Raw genomic sequence first — 17111 nt, forward strand, 5'->3', positions numbered from 1 at the left:
CGCAGCAGGAGGTTTTACTCGGTGGTGTTGTAAACGTAGGAAGAGACTGTGCCATCGGGATTGAATCGCACCACCAGATCCGTGGTTTCTGCATCACCGAAGGCCGACCAACGGTATTTGCCGTAGGTCCAGGTGCGTTTTCCATCTTCAACGCCGGTACGCCAAGGCTCACCAAACATTTCCTGAATGTCGGCCCGACTGGTTTCACCAATCTTGATCTGGTCGACGTTGTGAGTCGCAAATTCCTTGCCTACGGTGGCACAACCGGCAAAGGCCAACAGGCTCGCCAGCATTAATACTGAAATACTGTTCTTTAAAGACATTGCCGTTCCTCCTGTAAAAGGCTCCCCATAAAAAAACACCCCCATCATACGCATCGAAATGGGGGTGTTCTGTTACAGAGCGGACATATTCCGTCCGGCCTCAGTACAGCTTGGTGAGGGATTTGCGGGCAAAATCATCGACTTCGTTGATGCGCCCTTCTTTCACCTTGGTAAGCCACTGCGGATCCTGAAGCAGCGCCCGGCCCACCGCAATCAGCTCAAACTCGTGGTTGTTCATGCGCTCAACCAGTTCGTCGATACCCGACTGCTCTACCGACTCCTGTTTGCTGGCCATGGTGCCGCTGATGAAGTCTTCAGTCAGACCAACGCTGCCAACCGACATAGTGGGTTTGCCAGACAATTTCTGCGTCCAGCCTGCGAGGTTAAGACTGGAACCTTCAAACTCCGGCTCCCAGAAACGGCGGGTTGAGGCATGGAAAATATCCACGCCCGCGTTAACCAGCGGTTTCAGAAACTGTTCCAGCTCTTCCGGGCTGTTGGCCAGCTTTGCACTGTAATCCTGCTGTTTCCACTGGGAGAATCGCAGCATAATCGGGAATTCCGGGCCCACGCGGTGGCGGACAGCCTCTACAATCTCCACCACAAAGCGCAGCCGGTTTTCCATGCTGCCGCCGTATTCATCGTCCCGCTGGTTGGTGCCTTCCCACAGGAACTGATCAAGCAGATAACCATGAGCGCCATGAATCTCGACACCATCAAAGCCCAGAGCTTTCGCGTCCTGCGCGGCATCGGCAAAGGCCTTGATAACATCGTCTATGTCTTCCTTACTCATAGCCTTGCCGTTGGGTTTGCCAGGCGCAAAAAGTCCGGAAGGGCTATAGCCGGGAACCGAGGCATCGGGTTCCGTGCCTTCCCGACGCACTGCGCCTACATGCCACAGCTGTGGGAAAATAGCACCGCCAGCTTCATGCACTGCATCGACCACGTTCTTCCAGCCTGCCAGGGCTTCGTCACCGTGAAACTGAGGCACATTCGGGTAGCCATTGGCGGCGATGTGGTTTACCGTCGTTCCCTCGGTAATCACCAGACCTACCCCGGCCTCCGCCCGGCGGCGGTAATAGGCAACGACATTTTCACCCGGCACACCTTTGGGAGAAAAGTTCCGGGTCATGGGCGCCATGGCCACGCGGTTGCGAAGGGTAAGATTGTGAACCTCAAAAGGCTCAAACATCGGGCCAAGATTCATGCTCATCCGTTATTACTCCGTGAAATAATAATTTAGTTACAGAGGCGCACAGCAGTCGTCTACCATCCGCCAATCTAGTCTCTTAAAGCAACCTTATTTAATCTGGTTTTAACATGCAACCCTATTCGGTACAATTACGCCATGGCCAGAAAACGTTTTGATGATTCTAACTGCTCCGTCGCCCGTGCCCTGAACCAGGTGGGTGACTGGTGGTCCCTGCTTATTGTGCTGCACGGTATGTACGGCACCCGGCGCTTTGTGGATTTTCAGAAAGAGCTGGGTATTGCCAAAAACATTCTCTGTGACCGCCTGACCCGGCTGGTAGAGGATGGAGTGCTGAAAAAAGTGGATGTGGGTGAACACGGCTCCCGCTTTGAATACCGCCTGACTGATAAAGGCCGGGATCTGTTCCCGATTGTGATTGCCCTGCGCCAGTGGGGCGATAAATGGAACCCGGCACCCGATGAGCCTCCCCTGGATCTCCGGGACCGGGCGACAGGACAACCGGTCCGGATGGTTCAGGTGCAAAGTGCTGAAGGCAACCCCCTGACAGTACGGGATGTATTTGTATCTGACAGCCAGGTGCAGGGCAGCAAACAAGACCCTGCGTGACAAGCCAACCTTCCTTGTCTGACTCTTTTTTTGAGTTACATCAACTCACCGATGCACAACGCATCGCTTGCGCTTAATTATTGCGATATATCAAGTTTATTGGGTTTATAATCCTTAACCTGAAAGTATCAACGATTCGGGTTAAGGAGATAACCATGTCCCATACATTCAAACTCAGTATTCTGGCCGCCGCCGTTATGGCTGTTGCACCGGCCGCCCAGGCTTTCGAAGCCGGGGATTTCATTTTGCGCGCGGGCGCTGTGCATGTGGCGCCGGATGATTCCAGTGATCAGATTACGGTCCCAGGTGTAGGCCCGTTCCCCACTGCTAACTCTCGTGTTGGTGTTGACGACAACACGCAGCTTGGCCTACGCGCAACCTATATGTTCACTAGCAACATCGGTATCGGTGTGTTAGGTGCTACGCCATTTAAACACAATATCACGGGTGCCGGCGATATTTCCTCAGACGCAAAGCTCGGCGAAACTAAGCACTTACCTCCAACGCTAACCTTGCAGTACTTTCCTATGCACAGCTCTTCAGCATTCCAGCCATATGCGGGTATTGGTGTGAACTACACTACGTTCTTTGAAGAAAAGACCAGTGGAACTCTAACCAGTGTCATCGATAGCGCTTTGGGCGGTGATGGGACTGGCTCTGTAGCTGGTTCGACTGAACTTGAACTGGATGACAGTGTCGGCGTTGCCCTTGAGCTAGGTATGGACTATATGCTCAGCGAAAACTTTGGCCTGAACGCTGCAATCTGGTGGGCAGATATCAATACAGATGCAAAGGTTAAAGTTTTCGATCCAGCTGGTAGCTATCTCGCAGAAACAAATGAATTCGACGTCGAAATCGACCCCATGGTCTACATGGTAGGTTTCAGCTACAAGTTCTGATACCTGAAAACAGCAATGCGGAGCCGAAGCTCCGCATTGTCTGATGTAGTGCCTGGTGCCTGAAAGGCCTCAGGCGCTCTGGGTCTGGCGCTGACCAGAACGTCCGCGTTGGCTTTTGCCATTCTGGTTTCGGCCACCGTTACGCCCGCCGGGCTTGTCACCAAAACTACGGGGCTTACCACCAGGACGGCCGTTGCCGCCACCGTTAGCTCCCCGGCGACTGCGCGCCCGCGAAGGATCTGCCTTGGCCTTCGGCTTGAGCGGCAGGTTGTTTTGTGGCTCGAAGCCTTCCACTTCTTTTCTCGGCAACTGTTTCTTGATCAGCCTTTCAATGCCTGCCAGCTGTTTGCCTTCATCCGCACACACCAGCGATAACGCATGGCCGCTTTCCCCTGCCCGGCCTGTCCGGCCAATACGGTGCACATAGTCTTCCGGCACGTTAGGCAGCTCAAAGTTAACCACCTGCGGCAGTTGTTTGATATCCAGGCCACGGGCGGCGATGTCTGTCGCCACCAGGACCCGTACATCGCCCTGCTTGAACCCGGCCAACGCCCGCGTGCGAGCCCCCTGGGATTTGTTGCCATGAATGGCAGCTGCGGTAATGCCGTCTCTCTCCAGCTTCTGGGTCAGGCGGTTGGCCCCGTGCTTGGTGCGGGTAAATACCAGCACCTGTTCCCAGCTGTTGTCCCGCACCAGTTTGCTCAGCAGAGCGGTTTTCTGACTCTGATCCACTGCATAAACCGACTGTTGCACGGTCTCGGCGGTGGTATTTCTGACGGCGACGTCGATCTGCACCGGGTTGTTCAGCAGGCCCTGAGCCAGTGAGCGGATTTCGCCGGAAAAGGTTGCTGAAAACAGCAGGTTCTGGCGCTGGGCCGGCAGCAACGCGAGAATCTTTTTGATATCGCGGATAAAGCCCATATCCAGCATACGGTCGGCTTCGTCCAGTATCAGGGTTTCCACCTCATTAAAGCGCACAGCGTTCTGCTGGTACAGGTCCATAAGGCGGCCGGGGGTTGCAACCAGCACGTCCACGCCTTTGCGCAGCTTCATCATCTGCGGATTAATTTTTACACCACCAAAGACCACAGCAGCCTTGGTGGGAACATACTTACTGTACAGGTTTACGCTGTCATGGACCTGCGCCGCCAACTCCCGGGTCGGCGCCAGAATCAGCACACGGGGGCCTTTGCCGGTGCGGGGTTTTTCAGCCAGGCGCTGCAAGATGGGCAGTGTAAAGCCGGCAGTTTTACCTGTGCCCGTCTGGGCGGCTGCCATAACATCCTTACCGGAAAGTACAGCAGGAATCGCCTGAAGCTGAATGGGAGACGGGGTTTCGTAACCCTGGTCGGTGGTTGCACGGACCAGTTGCTCGGACAGACCGAGTGAAGAAAAACTCATATAGGATTAACTCTTGATTGTTCTGCCTCCACGAACACCGGTCTCGGCGAATGCGGGCAGATGCCATGAAATGTCATGGAATAAAAGACGACTACAGTCACACGCCGGGATAGCCGGGGTGGACGTCCTCTGACAGGTCGTATGGATGGTTTGCAAAGCGGCGTTACGCCGAAAACTGCAGAATCCCTAGAGGCAGGATGCGCGAACAATACCAGAGCCCCGACTAATTAGCCATAAGCAATTACAGCGGCGGACCGGTGTCATCAATGCTTCACAGCAGCACAACCGTAACAGCAGAGGCGAGCATACTGGCGGCCACCAGCCCTGCCAGAGACAAACGCAGATTCCAGCGCAGGGACGCGTCCACTGCCTTGTAGCCCGTGAGGCGCTCCATGATCAGGGCATTAGCCGCAAAGGGAGTACCAAAAGCAGCGACACCCCACCCCACAACCATACCAATACCCAGGCCAAGTACCGCATTAACCGGCCAGATGACGCCCAGGATGCCTCCGGTCAGGGTGCCAATTACAATGGGGTTAATGCCGGCAAGGCCGGCAGCAAAGAACACCCAGGGTACACCGGCCGCTATGACCGGCCACAGCCATACGGGCACGTTCGGATCACCACTGATCTGCCCCAGTACGGCGCCACTGATCACCGAGCCGATAAACGCCGAGCCTCCTACAATGGCCAGTTCGTTGCTCACATGAGACATGTTAACCATTGGCGGATTCATTTTACGGCACCAGGCCAGCAGCCTTGCACCCAGAACCGCGCCCATGCAGCTAAGGGTAACTGCATAGGCGTAACTGAGCTTATACCAGTGGCTGAGCAGGAACACCCCGGCGCAGATAGCCAGAATAAGCGCGGCAAACCGCAGCCAGGGCGCCAGATTCGCTTTGGTTTCGGAATTCTCTGAGCTTTGTGGGGTTTCCGGCTCAAACCAGATCAGCCCGCTCAGCACGAGTGCCGCGGCGAAGGGAACCGTAAACAAAAGCAATGTCAGGCTGCCAAGCCCCGGCAGAAGCGTGAGCGTAAGTACAATCGAAATTGACAGGGGCGAGAACGTGGGTGAAACCCCAAACCCTCGTAACACCGCGCGGGTGGCGTTGCGGGTGGCGGGTGAATCCCCCTGGCTGCGTATGCGCTCACCTACTACGCTACCGACCACCGCTACAGAGCCAAAGTTCAGGGGTACAGACACAAGGGCAGTACCAAATGCCAGGCTCAGGTAGCGCGTCACCGGGTTTCCGTTGAACAGACTGACAGAAATCTGCTGCAGATCACGGGTACGGCTCAGGACCGACGACAATAAGGTAACCGCCAGTATGAGGCCTGCCAGCCGACTCATATTCCCGGCGGCGGGGCTGATCAGGTCGGGATCACGTGCCAGCGCATACAACAAAGCCAGACCGGCGACCACAAAGACGGCCCGGGGCACCCGTCGCATATCCCGCCACCCGAGAATAACAACCAGGCAAACCATCCCCGCACCCAGCCAGGCCATACCCGGAAGGAAAGCGAGAATAGCCGCAGCGAGGGCGATGTAAGCAAGAAAAGAGCGTATTAATTGCAAAAGGGCACTTCCTGATCAACACGGCCGGGAATCTTAAGTGTTTATCACTGCGCTAGCTACGCCTGCGCAGAACAAAATACAAACGATCATACGATTATTCTGAAAAAACTGAATACGCGACCGGAAAATATGTTTTTATTACAACTGAAGACGAATGCGTATGTCGTGCGCATTGTATCGAAAACAGGACCTCCACCCCGAAAAGGAGTATGACCTCGCAACGGGTCGCACAATGCTATGTTGAAACATGTTTTATTCTGCACGCTTTGTCTCGCACTGAGTCTTACCAGCCAGGTTCACGCCCAGGGGCAGCCTTTGAAAGTCGGTATTACCGAGGTACCGCCTTTTGTTATGAAAACAGATGACGGACGCTGGGAGGGGATCAGCATCGATCTCTGGGAAGCTATTGCGGCCGATATGGAGCAGGAGTTTGAGTGGGTGCCCCTGAGCTTCAATGAGCTGCTTGGAGCGGTAGAAAGCGGTGATATTGATATCGCCGTCGGCGCCCTGACCATGACCGCCGAGCGGGAAACCCTTTTTGATTTCAGCCACCCCTTCTACCAGACAGGTCTGTCGATTGCGGTTCCACAGGTGCCGGAAAAAAGCCTGTTTGGCAGCCTGAAAGCGTTTATCAGCTGGCAGTTCCTCAGCGTTGTTCTGGCACTGGGTATCGTTTTGCTGGGAGTCGGCTTCCTGCTCTGGCTGGTTGAGCACCGCCGTAACCCGGAGCAGTTCGGAGGCTCTGCCGCACAGGGCATTGGCTCCAGTTTCTGGTGGGCAGCGGTAACCATGACAACGGTCGGTTACGGAGACAAGGCTCCGGTATCACTTGCCGGCCGGTTAATCGGTCTGGTCTGGATGTTTGCCGGATTGATTATGGTGGCCAGCTTTACGGCAGCGATCACATCGTCACTGACCGTGAGCAACCTGCGCTCCGGCATTCAGGGTGTGGATGATTTACCCGGCAACGTAGTGGCAGCCATTGCCAACACGGCGGGTGAGGACTTTCTGGAAGAGGAGCACATCCGCTACCGGACCTATCCGGATCTTACCTCTGCCATGGTGTCCGTTGCTGATGGCGAAACCGACGCCATCGTCTATGACCGTGCTCTGCTGCAATACCGGAATCTACAGCTGGGCAAGCAAAAGCTGACGGTTCTTCCCGGAGTATTTGCCAGGCAACTTTATGCACTGGCTCTGCCGGAAGGAAGCCAGTTGCGCGCACAGATCTCGCAACAGGTTCTTCGGGTAACAGAAGCGGATAACTGGGCTGATATTCAGGCGGCCTACCTGGGTAAGAATTAGCCTTGTGGGAACGGTGTCGTCACAAGCCGTCTGCGAATAGCGGCAGCCGAATGCTCTGCCCATAGCCTGTAGGCATCGTGACCGGGGTGAAAGCCATCCGTGGCTATAAACCCCGGCTCAAAAGGAAAGGACACTCGCAGGTACTCAAGGTTGTCGTCACGGTTGCACAGGTTTTCCAGCAACCCGTTCAGCTGCCTCGCCCGCATACCCAGGTACCAGCGCAGGGGCTGTGGCAAGGCCGGAAAAACATGCATGGGTGGAATCGCGGTGAAAAACACACAGGTGGCCCCCAGGTTTTTTACCAGACGGTCCGCCAGTTCACGCAAGCACGCACGCCATTGTTGATTGCTGGTGCGGCCGGTTACATCGTTCACACCCACCGAGACGAGCACCACATCGTATTGGTTTTCCGGTGCTGAACCGAGCGCTTCCAGAACATCCGCCGCCGTATGGCCGGTTTCCGCCAGCAGGCTCCAGATAACACGGTAGTCCCGGGCCAGATCGCCTGCCAGTTGCCCCGAAAGCGCATCCTCCTGGCGGCTTACCCCCACTCCGGCAGCAGCCGAATCACCAAGAATAAGCAGCCGGAGCTCCGGCCCTTTGCCGACGGCGCCGTGGCGCCTGCCCTCAGGCTCGGGCAGGCGCGGTGTTACCCGGCGTACATAGCTCCCCTGGCCAATTAAAATCGGCGCCAGAACCAGTGTTGATACTGGATAAAGCATGGTGGTAAAACCTGATCAGCCCTTGAATCCCTTGCCAACAATATACACTTCCCGGGAGCGGGCACGGGAAGAGTCCGGCTTACGCACCACGGCCTTGTCGAATACCGCCCTGACAGCTTTCAGGTACTCATCATAGCCTTCGCCCTGAAACACCTTGGCTACAAAGCTGCCTTTGGGCTTAAGTACCTGACAGGCCAGATCCAACGCCAGCTCTACCAGGTACATGGATGATGCCTGGTCAGCAGCCTTCACTCCGCTGATATTGGGTGCCATATCTGAAACCACAACGTCTACCCGGCCGTCCCCAAGGGCTGCCATGATCGCATCGAACACTGAGTCTTCCGTGAAATCACCCTGAATGAACTCCACGCCGGCAATAGCGTCCATGGGCAGTATGTCCGAGGCCAGCACCCGGCCTTTATGCCCCACCAGGTCGGCAGCCACCTGCGACCAGCCACCCGGCGCTGAACCCAGATCCATTACTACCATATTGGGGTGTATCAGCTGATCCTTCTTGTTGATTTCGAGAAGCTTATAGCTGGCCCGTGAGCGGTAGCCGTCGACCTGCGCCTGTTTCACAAAGGGATCATTAACGTGCTCATCAAGCCAGCGGCCACTGCTTTTGGAACGTGCCATAGGAACTCTTCACAAAGGGGTTTCAGAGGGTCATTAAGGGAAGCAATCCAGCGGCCATTGTACGTGCCGCATCCGCTTCCGGCAAAACCCTGACAACCGTATCGGGCGCACGTACAATTGCCCACAATACCCTCACAGCCAAACGCGGACGCTTCCATGAAACTGGATGACATAAAAAAACTGCACCAGAAAAAATACCGTCATGCATTGGGGCACTACCTTGTAGAAGGCGAGCATTTGATTCTGGAGCTGCAGAAGGCCGCCGCGAGCCAGCCACAACTGCAATCGGCAGAGCTGTACGTAACCGAGGCCTACCAACACTGGCATAGCCCGTTCCGCACACACCTGGTAAATGATCGCCAGATGGCGAGACTGGCTGACACCAATACGCCTCAGGGCATTCTGGCCGTTGTTCCCATGCCGGCAAACAACACCACAACAACCCAAGCCAATAGCGAACAAGCCATATACCTGCACGAGGTTCAGGACCCGGGCAATCTTGGAACGATTTTGCGCACACTGGCGTGGTTTGGCGGTTTTCGTTGCCTGCTGAGCCCGGGCAGTGTCGACCCTTTCAACCCGAAAGTGGTGCGCGCCAGCATGGGTGCCATTTTTCACCTGCCGCTGGAAACGGAGGTGCCACTGATAAGCCTGAGCAGCCGTTACGAGTCTATCGCCTGCCTCGACCTGAATGGCGGAGAGCTGACTTCAGAGGCATTCCGGCAGCACGACTGCTACCTCTTTGGAAACGAAGCCCGGGGCGTACCACAAGAAGCACTGATACAACTGGCTGCAACGCCCTACACCATCCCGGGCCAAGGCCAGATCGAATCCCTCAACCTGGCTTCTGCGGTTAATATGTGCGCGTATGAGCTGGTGCGCGGCACCTGAAAAAAAGCCGGGCGTTATGCCCGGCTATTGATTTGCCCTACTGGCCGCTCTTATTTCGCAGAGTTGCGGATCAGGAAGTCAAAGGCACTCAGTGCGGCTTTTGAGCCCTCTCCCATAGAGATCACAATCTGCTTGTAAGGCACCGTTGTGGCGTCCCCCGCTGCAAAGATCCCGGGAATGGAGGTTTCTGCACGATCATTGATTACAATTTCTCCGTGCTGACTCAGTTCAATGTCGCCCTGCAGCCACTCGGTGTTCGGCACCAGACCAATCTGGATAAATACGCCTTCCAGAGCCACATGGTGGTTTTCACCTGTGTTGCGGTCGGTGTAGTTCAGGCCACTTACCCGGCCATTTTCACCCAGAATCTCAGTGGTCTGGCCAGAGGTGATGATGTCCACATTGTTCATGCTGCGCAGCTTTTGCTGCAAGACATCGTCGGCCCGCATTTCAGCACCGAATTCGATCAGGGTTACATGGCCCACAATACCGGCCAGGTCGATGGCAGCTTCCACCCCGGAGTTACCTCCACCAATCACCGCAACATGCTTGCCTTTAAACAGAGGGCCATCACAGTGCGGGCAGTAAGCTACACCCTTGTTACGGTACTCAGCTTCACCGGGAACACCCAGCGGACGCCAGCGGGCACCAGTAGCCAGAACAAGCGTACGCGCCTTGAGTGATGCGCCGTTCGCCAGGCGTATCTCGTGGGGCATACCCCGCTTGGCCGCCGGAATCAGCTTCTCGGCATGCTGCATGTTCATTATGTCCACGTCGTATTCTTTAACGTGCTGCTCCATGGCGGTCACCAGCTTCGGGCCTTCGGTATAAGGAACCGAAATCAGGTTTTCGATACTCATGGTGTCCGCTACCTGACCACCGAAACGATCTGCTGCCAGTCCGGTGGAAATCCCCTTACGGGCGGCGTAGATGGCCGCTGCGGAGCCTGCCGGGCCACCACCGATCACCAGCACGTCAAATGTGTCTTTCTGATTAATCTTCTCTGCTTCTTTCTCGTCAGACTTTGTATCCAGCCTGGAGACAATTTCTTCCAGAGTCATCCGCCCCTGCCCCCAGGACTCGCCATTCAGGAAAACACTGGGCACGGCCATGACTTCCCGCTCTTCTACTTCATCCTGGAACAAAGCCCCATCAATCGACGTATGACGAATGCGCGGGTTCAGAACACTCATCAGGTTCAGCGCCTGAACAACGTCAGGACAGTTCTGGCACGACAGTGAAAAGTAGGTTTCAAACTCAAAATCACCATCCAGTTCCTGAATCTGCGCGATCACATCCTGCGATTCTTTGGATGGGTGTCCCCCTACCTGCAGCAGTGCCAGAACCAGAGACGTAAACTCGTGCCCCATTGGAATACCGGCAAAGCGCACACCTATGTCAGTACCGACACGGTTTATCGCGAAGGACGGACGACGTACATCGTTTGACTCTTCCGTGCGCAGGGTGATCTTGTCGGACATGGACTCGATTTCGTCCAGAAGCGCTTTCAACTCCTGTGACTTATCACCGTCGTCATACGCTGCCACCAGCTCGATTGGCTGCTGCAGTTTTTCCATGTAAGCCTGTAGTTGCTGCTTTATATTGGCATCCAACATGTAACGATTCTCCTATAAAATTCCCAGGGCGGGGCATCTGACATCCCGCTTCCAAAATGGTCTTTATCTGAACTATGTATACAGAATAAGGGCCAGCATCAAAAAGCTCAAATTAATTGACCCAAACCTATTGATAGGGTTCTGCTATCAATGAATTGTTGAGTGGACAAAAATCGCATACCCATAAGGGCCTCAGCCCGGTACCATGTACACACTATGTGGCGTCACCCTTTGCACTCAGGACAAGCAGCACATGTTTCTAGACCGTTTTCACTCAGTTCAGGACGGACGCGTGTTTATTTCCGCATCCCAGGCCAGCCAGTTCGCCAAGGAGGTGGCCGGTGACTTCAACCCCATCCACGATCCCGATGCCCGTCGCTTCTGCGTTCCCGGGGATCTGCTTTTTGCGATTGTGGTTTCACGCTTTGGCTTATCCCGGCACATGACATTCCAGTTCCGGGCTCTGCTGGGGGACAGGGTTCCACTGGAGTTCCGGGAAAACGGCAGCGACACCATCGAGATATGTGACCAGAGCGGCAAGGTGTATCTCGAGGTTACACGCAGTGGCGAAATAACCCGGGACAAACGCGTCACTGAGGAATTTATCCGCTGCTACGTTGCAGCCTCCGGCAAAAACTTCCCCCATACCCTGAAGCCTTTGATGGAGTCGAATGGAGTGATGTTCAATCCGGACCGGCCAATGGTGATGTATGAGAGCATGAGCCTCACACTGGACCGCCTGGATGCAGCGTCGCCGGAAATGGAGTTGCACAATGCCGAGCTGAAGGCCAATGGTAAACGTGGCAATGTAACCCTTGAATACCGTCTGATGTCTGCTGGCGCCCCTGTCGGTGACGTGTCAAAGCATCTGTTGCTGGGCGGGCTTCGGCCCTATTGCCCGGATGCCATGGAGGGTGTCATTGAAGAGTTTTATCGCCTGAAGGCGCGTGGATCCCGATACGGTGTCGACACCGCCGAAACCTGAGCCGGATTCTGTATGACAGATACAAACAACCCCGGAATGACCGGGGTTGTGAGTAAGCCTGTTACCTGTTTCAGGTAATGCTTAGATCTTGCCAACCAGATCCAGTGACGGCGCCAGTGTTTCTTCGCCTTCCTGCCACTTGGCCGGGCAAACTTCGCCAGGATGCTTGCGTACGTACTGTGCGGCTTTAACCTTGCGCATCAGTTCGGTCGCATCGCGGCCAATGCCTTCTGCAGTGATTTCCATTGCCTGAATCACTCCATCCGGATCGATCAGGAAGGTAGCACGGTCTGCCAGGCCCTGGCCTTCACGCATGACACCAAAGTTGTTGGTGATGGTGCCTGTCTGGTCGCCAACCATGTAGTAGTTGATCTTACCAATGGTTTCAGAGCTGTCGTGCCACGCCTTGTGGGTGAAGTGCGTGTCTGTAGAAACAGAGAACACTTCCACATCCATCTTCTGCAGCTCTTCGTAATGGTCTGCAACGTCGCCCAGTTCAGTGGGGCAAACGAAGGTGAAGTCTGCAGGGTAAAAGAAGAAGATCGCCCACTTACCCTTCACGTCAGCTTCAGAAATATCGACGAACTCGCCCTGCTTAAAGGCGGTTGCGTTAAACGGTTTGATTTCGCTGTTAATCACGCCCATTGAAAACTCCTGTTCGTTTGATTGCGTGTTGATGAATCTACGGTTAATACTATAACCAACGAGACAGATTCATGAAAATTAATTATTTGAACTGCTGCGATAGCAAGCGCCTATTAACCAACCTGGCCGTGTATCGCAGCAATCAGAGCCGGTAATTACTCTCTATAGTAGGTTTCCGTCTGATATTAGCAATACGTGTTGTACCCCATCAGACCCGCTGCATTACATCTTTGTTGTTTTACTCGCATGTAGCCAGAGCCGTCTACAATAAACAAAACATCCCCTGAATACACAGTGACAGCTATGGGAAGCAAAAACCAAAACGAGCCCCAAAGCACAGAGACACGAGACAGCAGCGCCTCCGAAGCGATGCTGACAGAAGCCATCAGCATCCGGTCAGTAGCACTGGTGTCCCTCACCACTATGGCCTCTCTGGTTTTCATAAACTGGGCTCAGGCTATTTTGCTTCCACTGGTGGTTGCGGTGATGATCAGCTACGCACTGGCTCCGCTTGTCTCAACACTGGACCGCCTTAAAATTCCCCGGCCACTGAGTGCGGCCCTCGTACTCATCTGCCTGCTTAGCGCCATTGCGGCGGCAAGTGTGCCACTGCAAAATGAAGCCATGGCCATCCTGGACAAGGTTCCTATCGCGATCAATGAGTTTCAGCGCAACGAGTCCCGCTCTCAGCCCAGGGAAGAAGGTATTATGGAAAAAGCCCAGGCAGCGGCCCAGAAAATTGAAGAGTCCACCGCGCAGGACGACACAAGCCCGAGCCAGGAACAGCGCCGCGCCACCCCGGTTCGTATCGTGGATAAGCCCATGGATATTCAGCAATACGTGCTGAAAGGCTCCCCGGCGGCCCTGGTGCTTGTGTCACAGATGTTCTCGGTTTTACTGCTTGTGTACTTTATATTGGCGGCCGGCTCACTGTATAAACGCAAAATCGTCAAAATTTCTGGCCCCTCATTCGGACGCATGCGTAAAGCTGCAAGAATTCTCGATGATTTCCACCGCCAGGTTCGCCGGTTTTTATTCGTAATGCTACTCGGTGCCCTGTTTGTAGGGCTGCTTACCTGGGTGGCGTTTCTCGCACTGGGTGTTGAACAGGCGATGCTGTGGGGCGTAATTGCCGGTGTAGCCAGTGCCATCCCGTATCTTGGACCTTTTCTGGTTCTCGTAGGTACCAGTGTGGCCGCATTTATTCAGTTTGGTGAAATTAATATGGCCATTCTTGTGGGCAGCACGTCTTTGTTAATCACCAGTATTCAGGGGTATCTGCTGACCCCGTGGCTAACCAGCCAGGTTTCCAGCCTTAATGCCGTGGTCATTTTTATTGGTCTGCTGTTCTGGGGCTGGCTTTGGGGTCCGGTTGGGCTGGTGATTGCCACACCCATCTTAATGATTATCAAATCCCTGTGTGATCATGTTGTTAACTTGCGACCGGTAGGCGAGTTACTGGGTAAATAAAGCCACGGACACAGTCTGCCGAACAATAATAGAAAGGAGACCTGCTATGTTCGAAACAGAGATTCCCATAATGGATATGGCCGTCCGGCTGTTGGCAGCAGCCGGCCTGGCACTGCTGTTAGGGCTGGAGCGGGAATTGCGGGGCAAAGCGGCTGGCCTGCGCTCTCATATGATGGTCTCACTGGGGTCCGCCGCCTTCATCATCATGGGCATGCACATTCTTTTTGCCACTGCCGAGGGCGACCCCTCAGCACAGATTGATCCGACCCGGATTGTCGAAGGTGTTATCGGCGGCATCGGATTTCTCGGAGCCGGCAGTATCATTCAGAGTCGTGGCAACGTTCAGGGGATTACAACCGGAGCGTCTATCTGGGTTGCAGGCGCCATTGGCGTAGCCTCAGGCTTAGGTAACCTTGCGCTGGCTGGTCTGGTTACCCTGATGGCGCTGCTTATCGTTGCGGTTCTCGGGCGCTTTGAACATGAGGTGATCAAAGACAACTGACAGAAAATCATGCCCCCGCCAACCAATGCACAAGGCCGGCAGAGGCCCGCCAGCAGCTAGCCTCAGTGCTCTGTGCAACTCTCGATGGTATCGCCGGAAGTCCCGTCAGCCATATGCTGCAATAAAAGACCTTCAGACCCGGCTCCGGAGCCTTTTGTCCACCATTCCAGCTTGTCACCCACATAACGGGCGCCACTGGCCGATACGGCAATGTCCATATCGTAGCTTTTACCCTGGTACTCAACCGTAGCTGTATTGCTGGTGGGGTAAGTCGCCGCAATCGTTGCGCCGCTCTCACACTGATAGTTATGTACAGAAGCAGTTGCCGTTGTCTGGCTTTCAGTTTGTGAAGAACCTGCACAGGCCGTAAGAAAAAGGGCAGAAGCCAGTGCCACCGACGCATAAATTTTCATATAAATCACCAATAGTTGACTGTGTCGAGTAATCTTAACACCGATCACCCACCCTTTGCTTATTCCGGTATCAATGCGCCTGCGAGTTGACCATTGGGCGACAGCACCGTAGGATACCGCCAGTCAGTCATGGGTGCCGCGACGGCTCCGGCTATTGTAAACCTCTGATCTCTCGGGGTTTTGGTCCGCTAACAGCGTTTAGCGAGTAATAGCCGAAACATGCAGGCTAGTGCTTTTCTTTCCGCACATGCAACCCGCAACAGCGCAATCGACGCACCACCGCGTCTTCGCCACACAAGCGAATCGCCTTGTTATTTACCAGCGCCGGGTCTAGCTGCATTGATCAATGCGCAGGTTTTGCTGTGCGCATAATAACGAATAAAGGCGGCTGTCCATGACATTCAACCACTGCTGAACGCTTGTTGTACGCCCTGAGCCGGCCCGCATGCGTCAGTTTAAGCGGAGTATGTTATGACAAAACGTGTTGCTATTATTGGTGCAGGCCCAAGCGGTCTTGCTCAGCTGCGTGCCTTTCAGTCTGCCTTCAAACAGGGCGCAGAGCCTGTTGAACTGGTGTGCTACGAAAAACAGAGCGACTGGGGCGGCCAGTGGAACTACACCTGGCATACGGGGCTTGATGAACACGGTGAGCCCGTTCACAGCAGTATGTATCGCTACCTGTGGTCTAACGGCCCCAAGGAATGCCTTGAGTTTGCCGACTACACCTTTGAAGAACACTTTGACAAGCCGATTGCTTCCTATCCACCCCGCGAGGTGCTGTGGGACTACATCAAGGGCCGTGTTGAGAAAGCCGATGTGCGCCGGTACATCCGTTTTAACTGCCCGGTACGCCATGTGGCGTTTGATGAAACCAGCAAAGAGTTTCATGTAACGATTCACGATCACGATACCGATGCTGTGGAAACCGCAACGTTTGATCACGTTATCGTGGCCTCCGGACACTTCTCCACACCCAACAAACCAAAGTTTGAAGGCTTTGAGAACTTCAATGGCCGGGTGCTGCATGCTCACGATTTCCGCGATGCAATGGAGTTCCATGGTAAGGATCTGCTGCTGATTGGCAGTAGTTTTTCTGCCGAAGACATAGGCTCACAGTGCTACAAATACGGCGCACGCAGCATCACCACCAGCTATCGCACGGCGCCCATGGGCTTTGACTGGCCGGAAAACTGGGAAGAGAAACCGCTGCTGCAGCGGGTGTCTGGTAACACCGCCTATTTTGCCGACGGCACCAGCAAGCGAGTGGACGCCATTATTCTGTGCACCGGTTACCTGCACCACTTCCCGTTCCTGCCGGACAACCTGCGGTTGAAAACCAATAACCGTCTCTGGCCGCTGGGACTGTACGAAGGCGTGGTCTGGGAAGACAACCCACAGATGTTTTATCTGGGCATGCAAGACCAGTGGTATACGTTCAACATGTTCGACGCTCAGGCATGGTTTGTGCGCGACGTAATTCTGGGTCACATTGCATTACCCGACCAGGCCACCATGAAGCGCAAAAGCGCCGAATGGCGGGCCCGCGAAGAAGCACTCACAGACAATGAGTCAATGGTGCGCTTCCAGGGTGATTACGTGCACCACTTAATCAAGCAGACCGACTACCCGAGCTTCGACATCGAAAGCGTGAACCAGATATTTCTGGACTGGGTGCAGCACAAGGAAGACGGCATTATGACCTTCCGTGACCGCTCCTACCGCTCGGTGATGACCGGAACCCAGGCGCCTGCCCACCACACGCGCTGGCTGGATGCAATGGACGACTCGCTGGAGGCCTTCCTGAATGCCCCGGAGCGTACACCATCCCGGGAAAACGCACCGAAAGCACAGATCAGGCGTAAACAAAGCGCCTGATTTCTCAGGAAAGTATCTCAGGAGCCCTGTACG

Annotated in this window: 17 protein-coding genes; 8 read left to right on the forward strand and 9 right to left on the reverse strand. The window is 54.8% G+C overall.

Annotated features, from left to right (window positions below):
- Positions 1-14: 14 nt before the first annotated feature.
- Positions 15-323, reverse strand: a complete 309-nt coding sequence (bamE, locus tag FFI95_RS02605) for an outer membrane protein assembly factor BamE domain-containing protein (protein ID WP_144820831.1) — start codon at positions 321-323, stop codon at positions 15-17.
- 100 nt (positions 324-423) lie between these two features.
- The gene (locus FFI95_RS02610) at positions 424-1536 is read right to left on the reverse strand and encodes an NADH:flavin oxidoreductase (RefSeq protein ID WP_144820832.1); all 1113 of its coding nucleotides are present in this window, start codon (positions 1534-1536) and stop codon (positions 424-426) included.
- A gap of 135 nt (positions 1537-1671) precedes the next feature.
- Here FFI95_RS02610 and FFI95_RS02615 point away from each other — a divergent pair, with 135 nt between their 5' ends.
- Together FFI95_RS02615 and FFI95_RS02620 are read left to right on the forward strand one after the other, a co-directional pair.
- Positions 1672-2142, forward strand: coding sequence for a winged helix-turn-helix transcriptional regulator (locus FFI95_RS02615; RefSeq protein WP_144820833.1), 471 nt, complete (start codon positions 1672-1674; stop codon positions 2140-2142).
- 155 nt (positions 2143-2297) lie between these two features.
- Positions 2298-3041 (forward strand): OmpW/AlkL family protein, encoded by a 744-nt coding sequence (locus FFI95_RS02620; RefSeq protein WP_144820834.1) that lies wholly within the window; start codon positions 2298-2300, stop codon positions 3039-3041.
- A gap of 69 nt (positions 3042-3110) precedes the next feature.
- On the opposite strand, the gene FFI95_RS02625 is transcribed toward FFI95_RS02620, so the two are convergent.
- Positions 3111-4442, reverse strand: a complete 1332-nt coding sequence (locus FFI95_RS02625) for a DEAD/DEAH box helicase (protein ID WP_144820835.1) — start codon at positions 4440-4442, stop codon at positions 3111-3113.
- 271 nt (positions 4443-4713) lie between these two features.
- Complete coding sequence (locus FFI95_RS02630) at positions 4714-6018, reverse strand: hypothetical protein (RefSeq protein ID WP_144820836.1); 1305 nt, start codon at positions 6016-6018, stop codon at positions 4714-4716.
- A 237-nt stretch (positions 6019-6255) separates the two neighbouring features.
- On the opposite strand from FFI95_RS02630, the gene FFI95_RS02635 reads away from it, so the two are divergent.
- Positions 6256-7323, forward strand: coding sequence for a transporter substrate-binding domain-containing protein (locus tag FFI95_RS02635; protein ID WP_144820837.1), 1068 nt, complete (start codon positions 6256-6258; stop codon positions 7321-7323).
- Here the strand turns inward: FFI95_RS02635 and FFI95_RS02640 are convergent.
- Both FFI95_RS02640 and rlmE read right to left on the reverse strand, forming a co-directional pair.
- Complete coding sequence (locus FFI95_RS02640; RefSeq protein ID WP_144820838.1) at positions 7320-8045, reverse strand: SGNH/GDSL hydrolase family protein; 726 nt, start codon at positions 8043-8045, stop codon at positions 7320-7322. The two genes, FFI95_RS02635 and FFI95_RS02640, sit on opposite strands and share 4 nt — an antisense overlap.
- Positions 8046-8060: 15 nt before the next feature.
- The gene (rlmE, locus tag FFI95_RS02645) at positions 8061-8681 is read right to left on the reverse strand and encodes a 23S rRNA (uridine(2552)-2'-O)-methyltransferase RlmE (protein WP_144820839.1); all 621 of its coding nucleotides are present in this window, start codon (positions 8679-8681) and stop codon (positions 8061-8063) included.
- 156 nt (positions 8682-8837) lie between these two features.
- Here rlmE and FFI95_RS02650 point away from each other — a divergent pair, with 156 nt between their 5' ends.
- Positions 8838-9572, forward strand: a complete 735-nt coding sequence (locus FFI95_RS02650) for a TrmH family RNA methyltransferase (protein WP_144820840.1) — start codon at positions 8838-8840, stop codon at positions 9570-9572.
- Between the two features lie 50 nt (positions 9573-9622).
- On the opposite strand, the gene ahpF is transcribed toward FFI95_RS02650, so the two are convergent.
- Positions 9623-11188 carry an alkyl hydroperoxide reductase subunit F gene (gene ahpF, locus FFI95_RS02655; protein ID WP_144820841.1) on the reverse strand — a complete coding sequence of 522 codons (1566 nt, stop codon included), beginning with the start codon at positions 11186-11188 and terminating at the stop codon, positions 9623-9625.
- Positions 11189-11441: 253 nt separating this feature from the next.
- Between ahpF and FFI95_RS02660 the strand changes: the two genes are divergently transcribed.
- The gene (locus FFI95_RS02660) at positions 11442-12173 is read left to right on the forward strand and encodes a DUF3581 domain-containing protein (RefSeq protein WP_144820842.1); all 732 of its coding nucleotides are present in this window, start codon (positions 11442-11444) and stop codon (positions 12171-12173) included.
- Positions 12174-12254: 81 nt separating this feature from the next.
- Here FFI95_RS02660 and ahpC read toward each other — a convergent pair whose 3' ends face one another.
- Positions 12255-12818, reverse strand: coding sequence for an alkyl hydroperoxide reductase subunit C (gene ahpC / locus FFI95_RS02665; protein WP_144820843.1), 564 nt, complete (start codon positions 12816-12818; stop codon positions 12255-12257).
- 303 nt (positions 12819-13121) lie between these two features.
- Here ahpC and FFI95_RS02670 point away from each other — a divergent pair, with 303 nt between their 5' ends.
- Positions 13122-14288: an AI-2E family transporter gene (locus tag FFI95_RS02670; protein ID WP_178974564.1), complete on the forward strand. Its 1167-nt coding sequence runs from the start codon at positions 13122-13124 to the stop codon at positions 14286-14288.
- A gap of 46 nt (positions 14289-14334) precedes the next feature.
- Complete coding sequence (locus tag FFI95_RS02675; RefSeq protein WP_144820844.1) at positions 14335-14790, forward strand: MgtC/SapB family protein; 456 nt, start codon at positions 14335-14337, stop codon at positions 14788-14790.
- 62 nt (positions 14791-14852) lie between these two features.
- Here the strand turns inward: FFI95_RS02675 and FFI95_RS02680 are convergent, their stop codons facing one another.
- Positions 14853-15203, reverse strand: coding sequence for an MliC family protein (locus tag FFI95_RS02680; RefSeq protein ID WP_144820845.1), 351 nt, complete (start codon positions 15201-15203; stop codon positions 14853-14855).
- Positions 15204-15674: 471 nt separating this feature from the next.
- On the opposite strand from FFI95_RS02680, the gene FFI95_RS02685 reads away from it, so the two are divergent.
- Positions 15675-17078, forward strand: a complete 1404-nt coding sequence (locus tag FFI95_RS02685; RefSeq protein WP_144820846.1) for an NAD(P)-binding domain-containing protein — start codon at positions 15675-15677, stop codon at positions 17076-17078.
- The last annotated feature ends 33 nt before the right edge of the window (positions 17079-17111 follow it).

The organism is Marinobacter piscis (genome assembly GCF_007671655.1).
GTDB lineage: Bacteria > Pseudomonadota > Gammaproteobacteria > Pseudomonadales > Oleiphilaceae > Marinobacter > Marinobacter piscensis.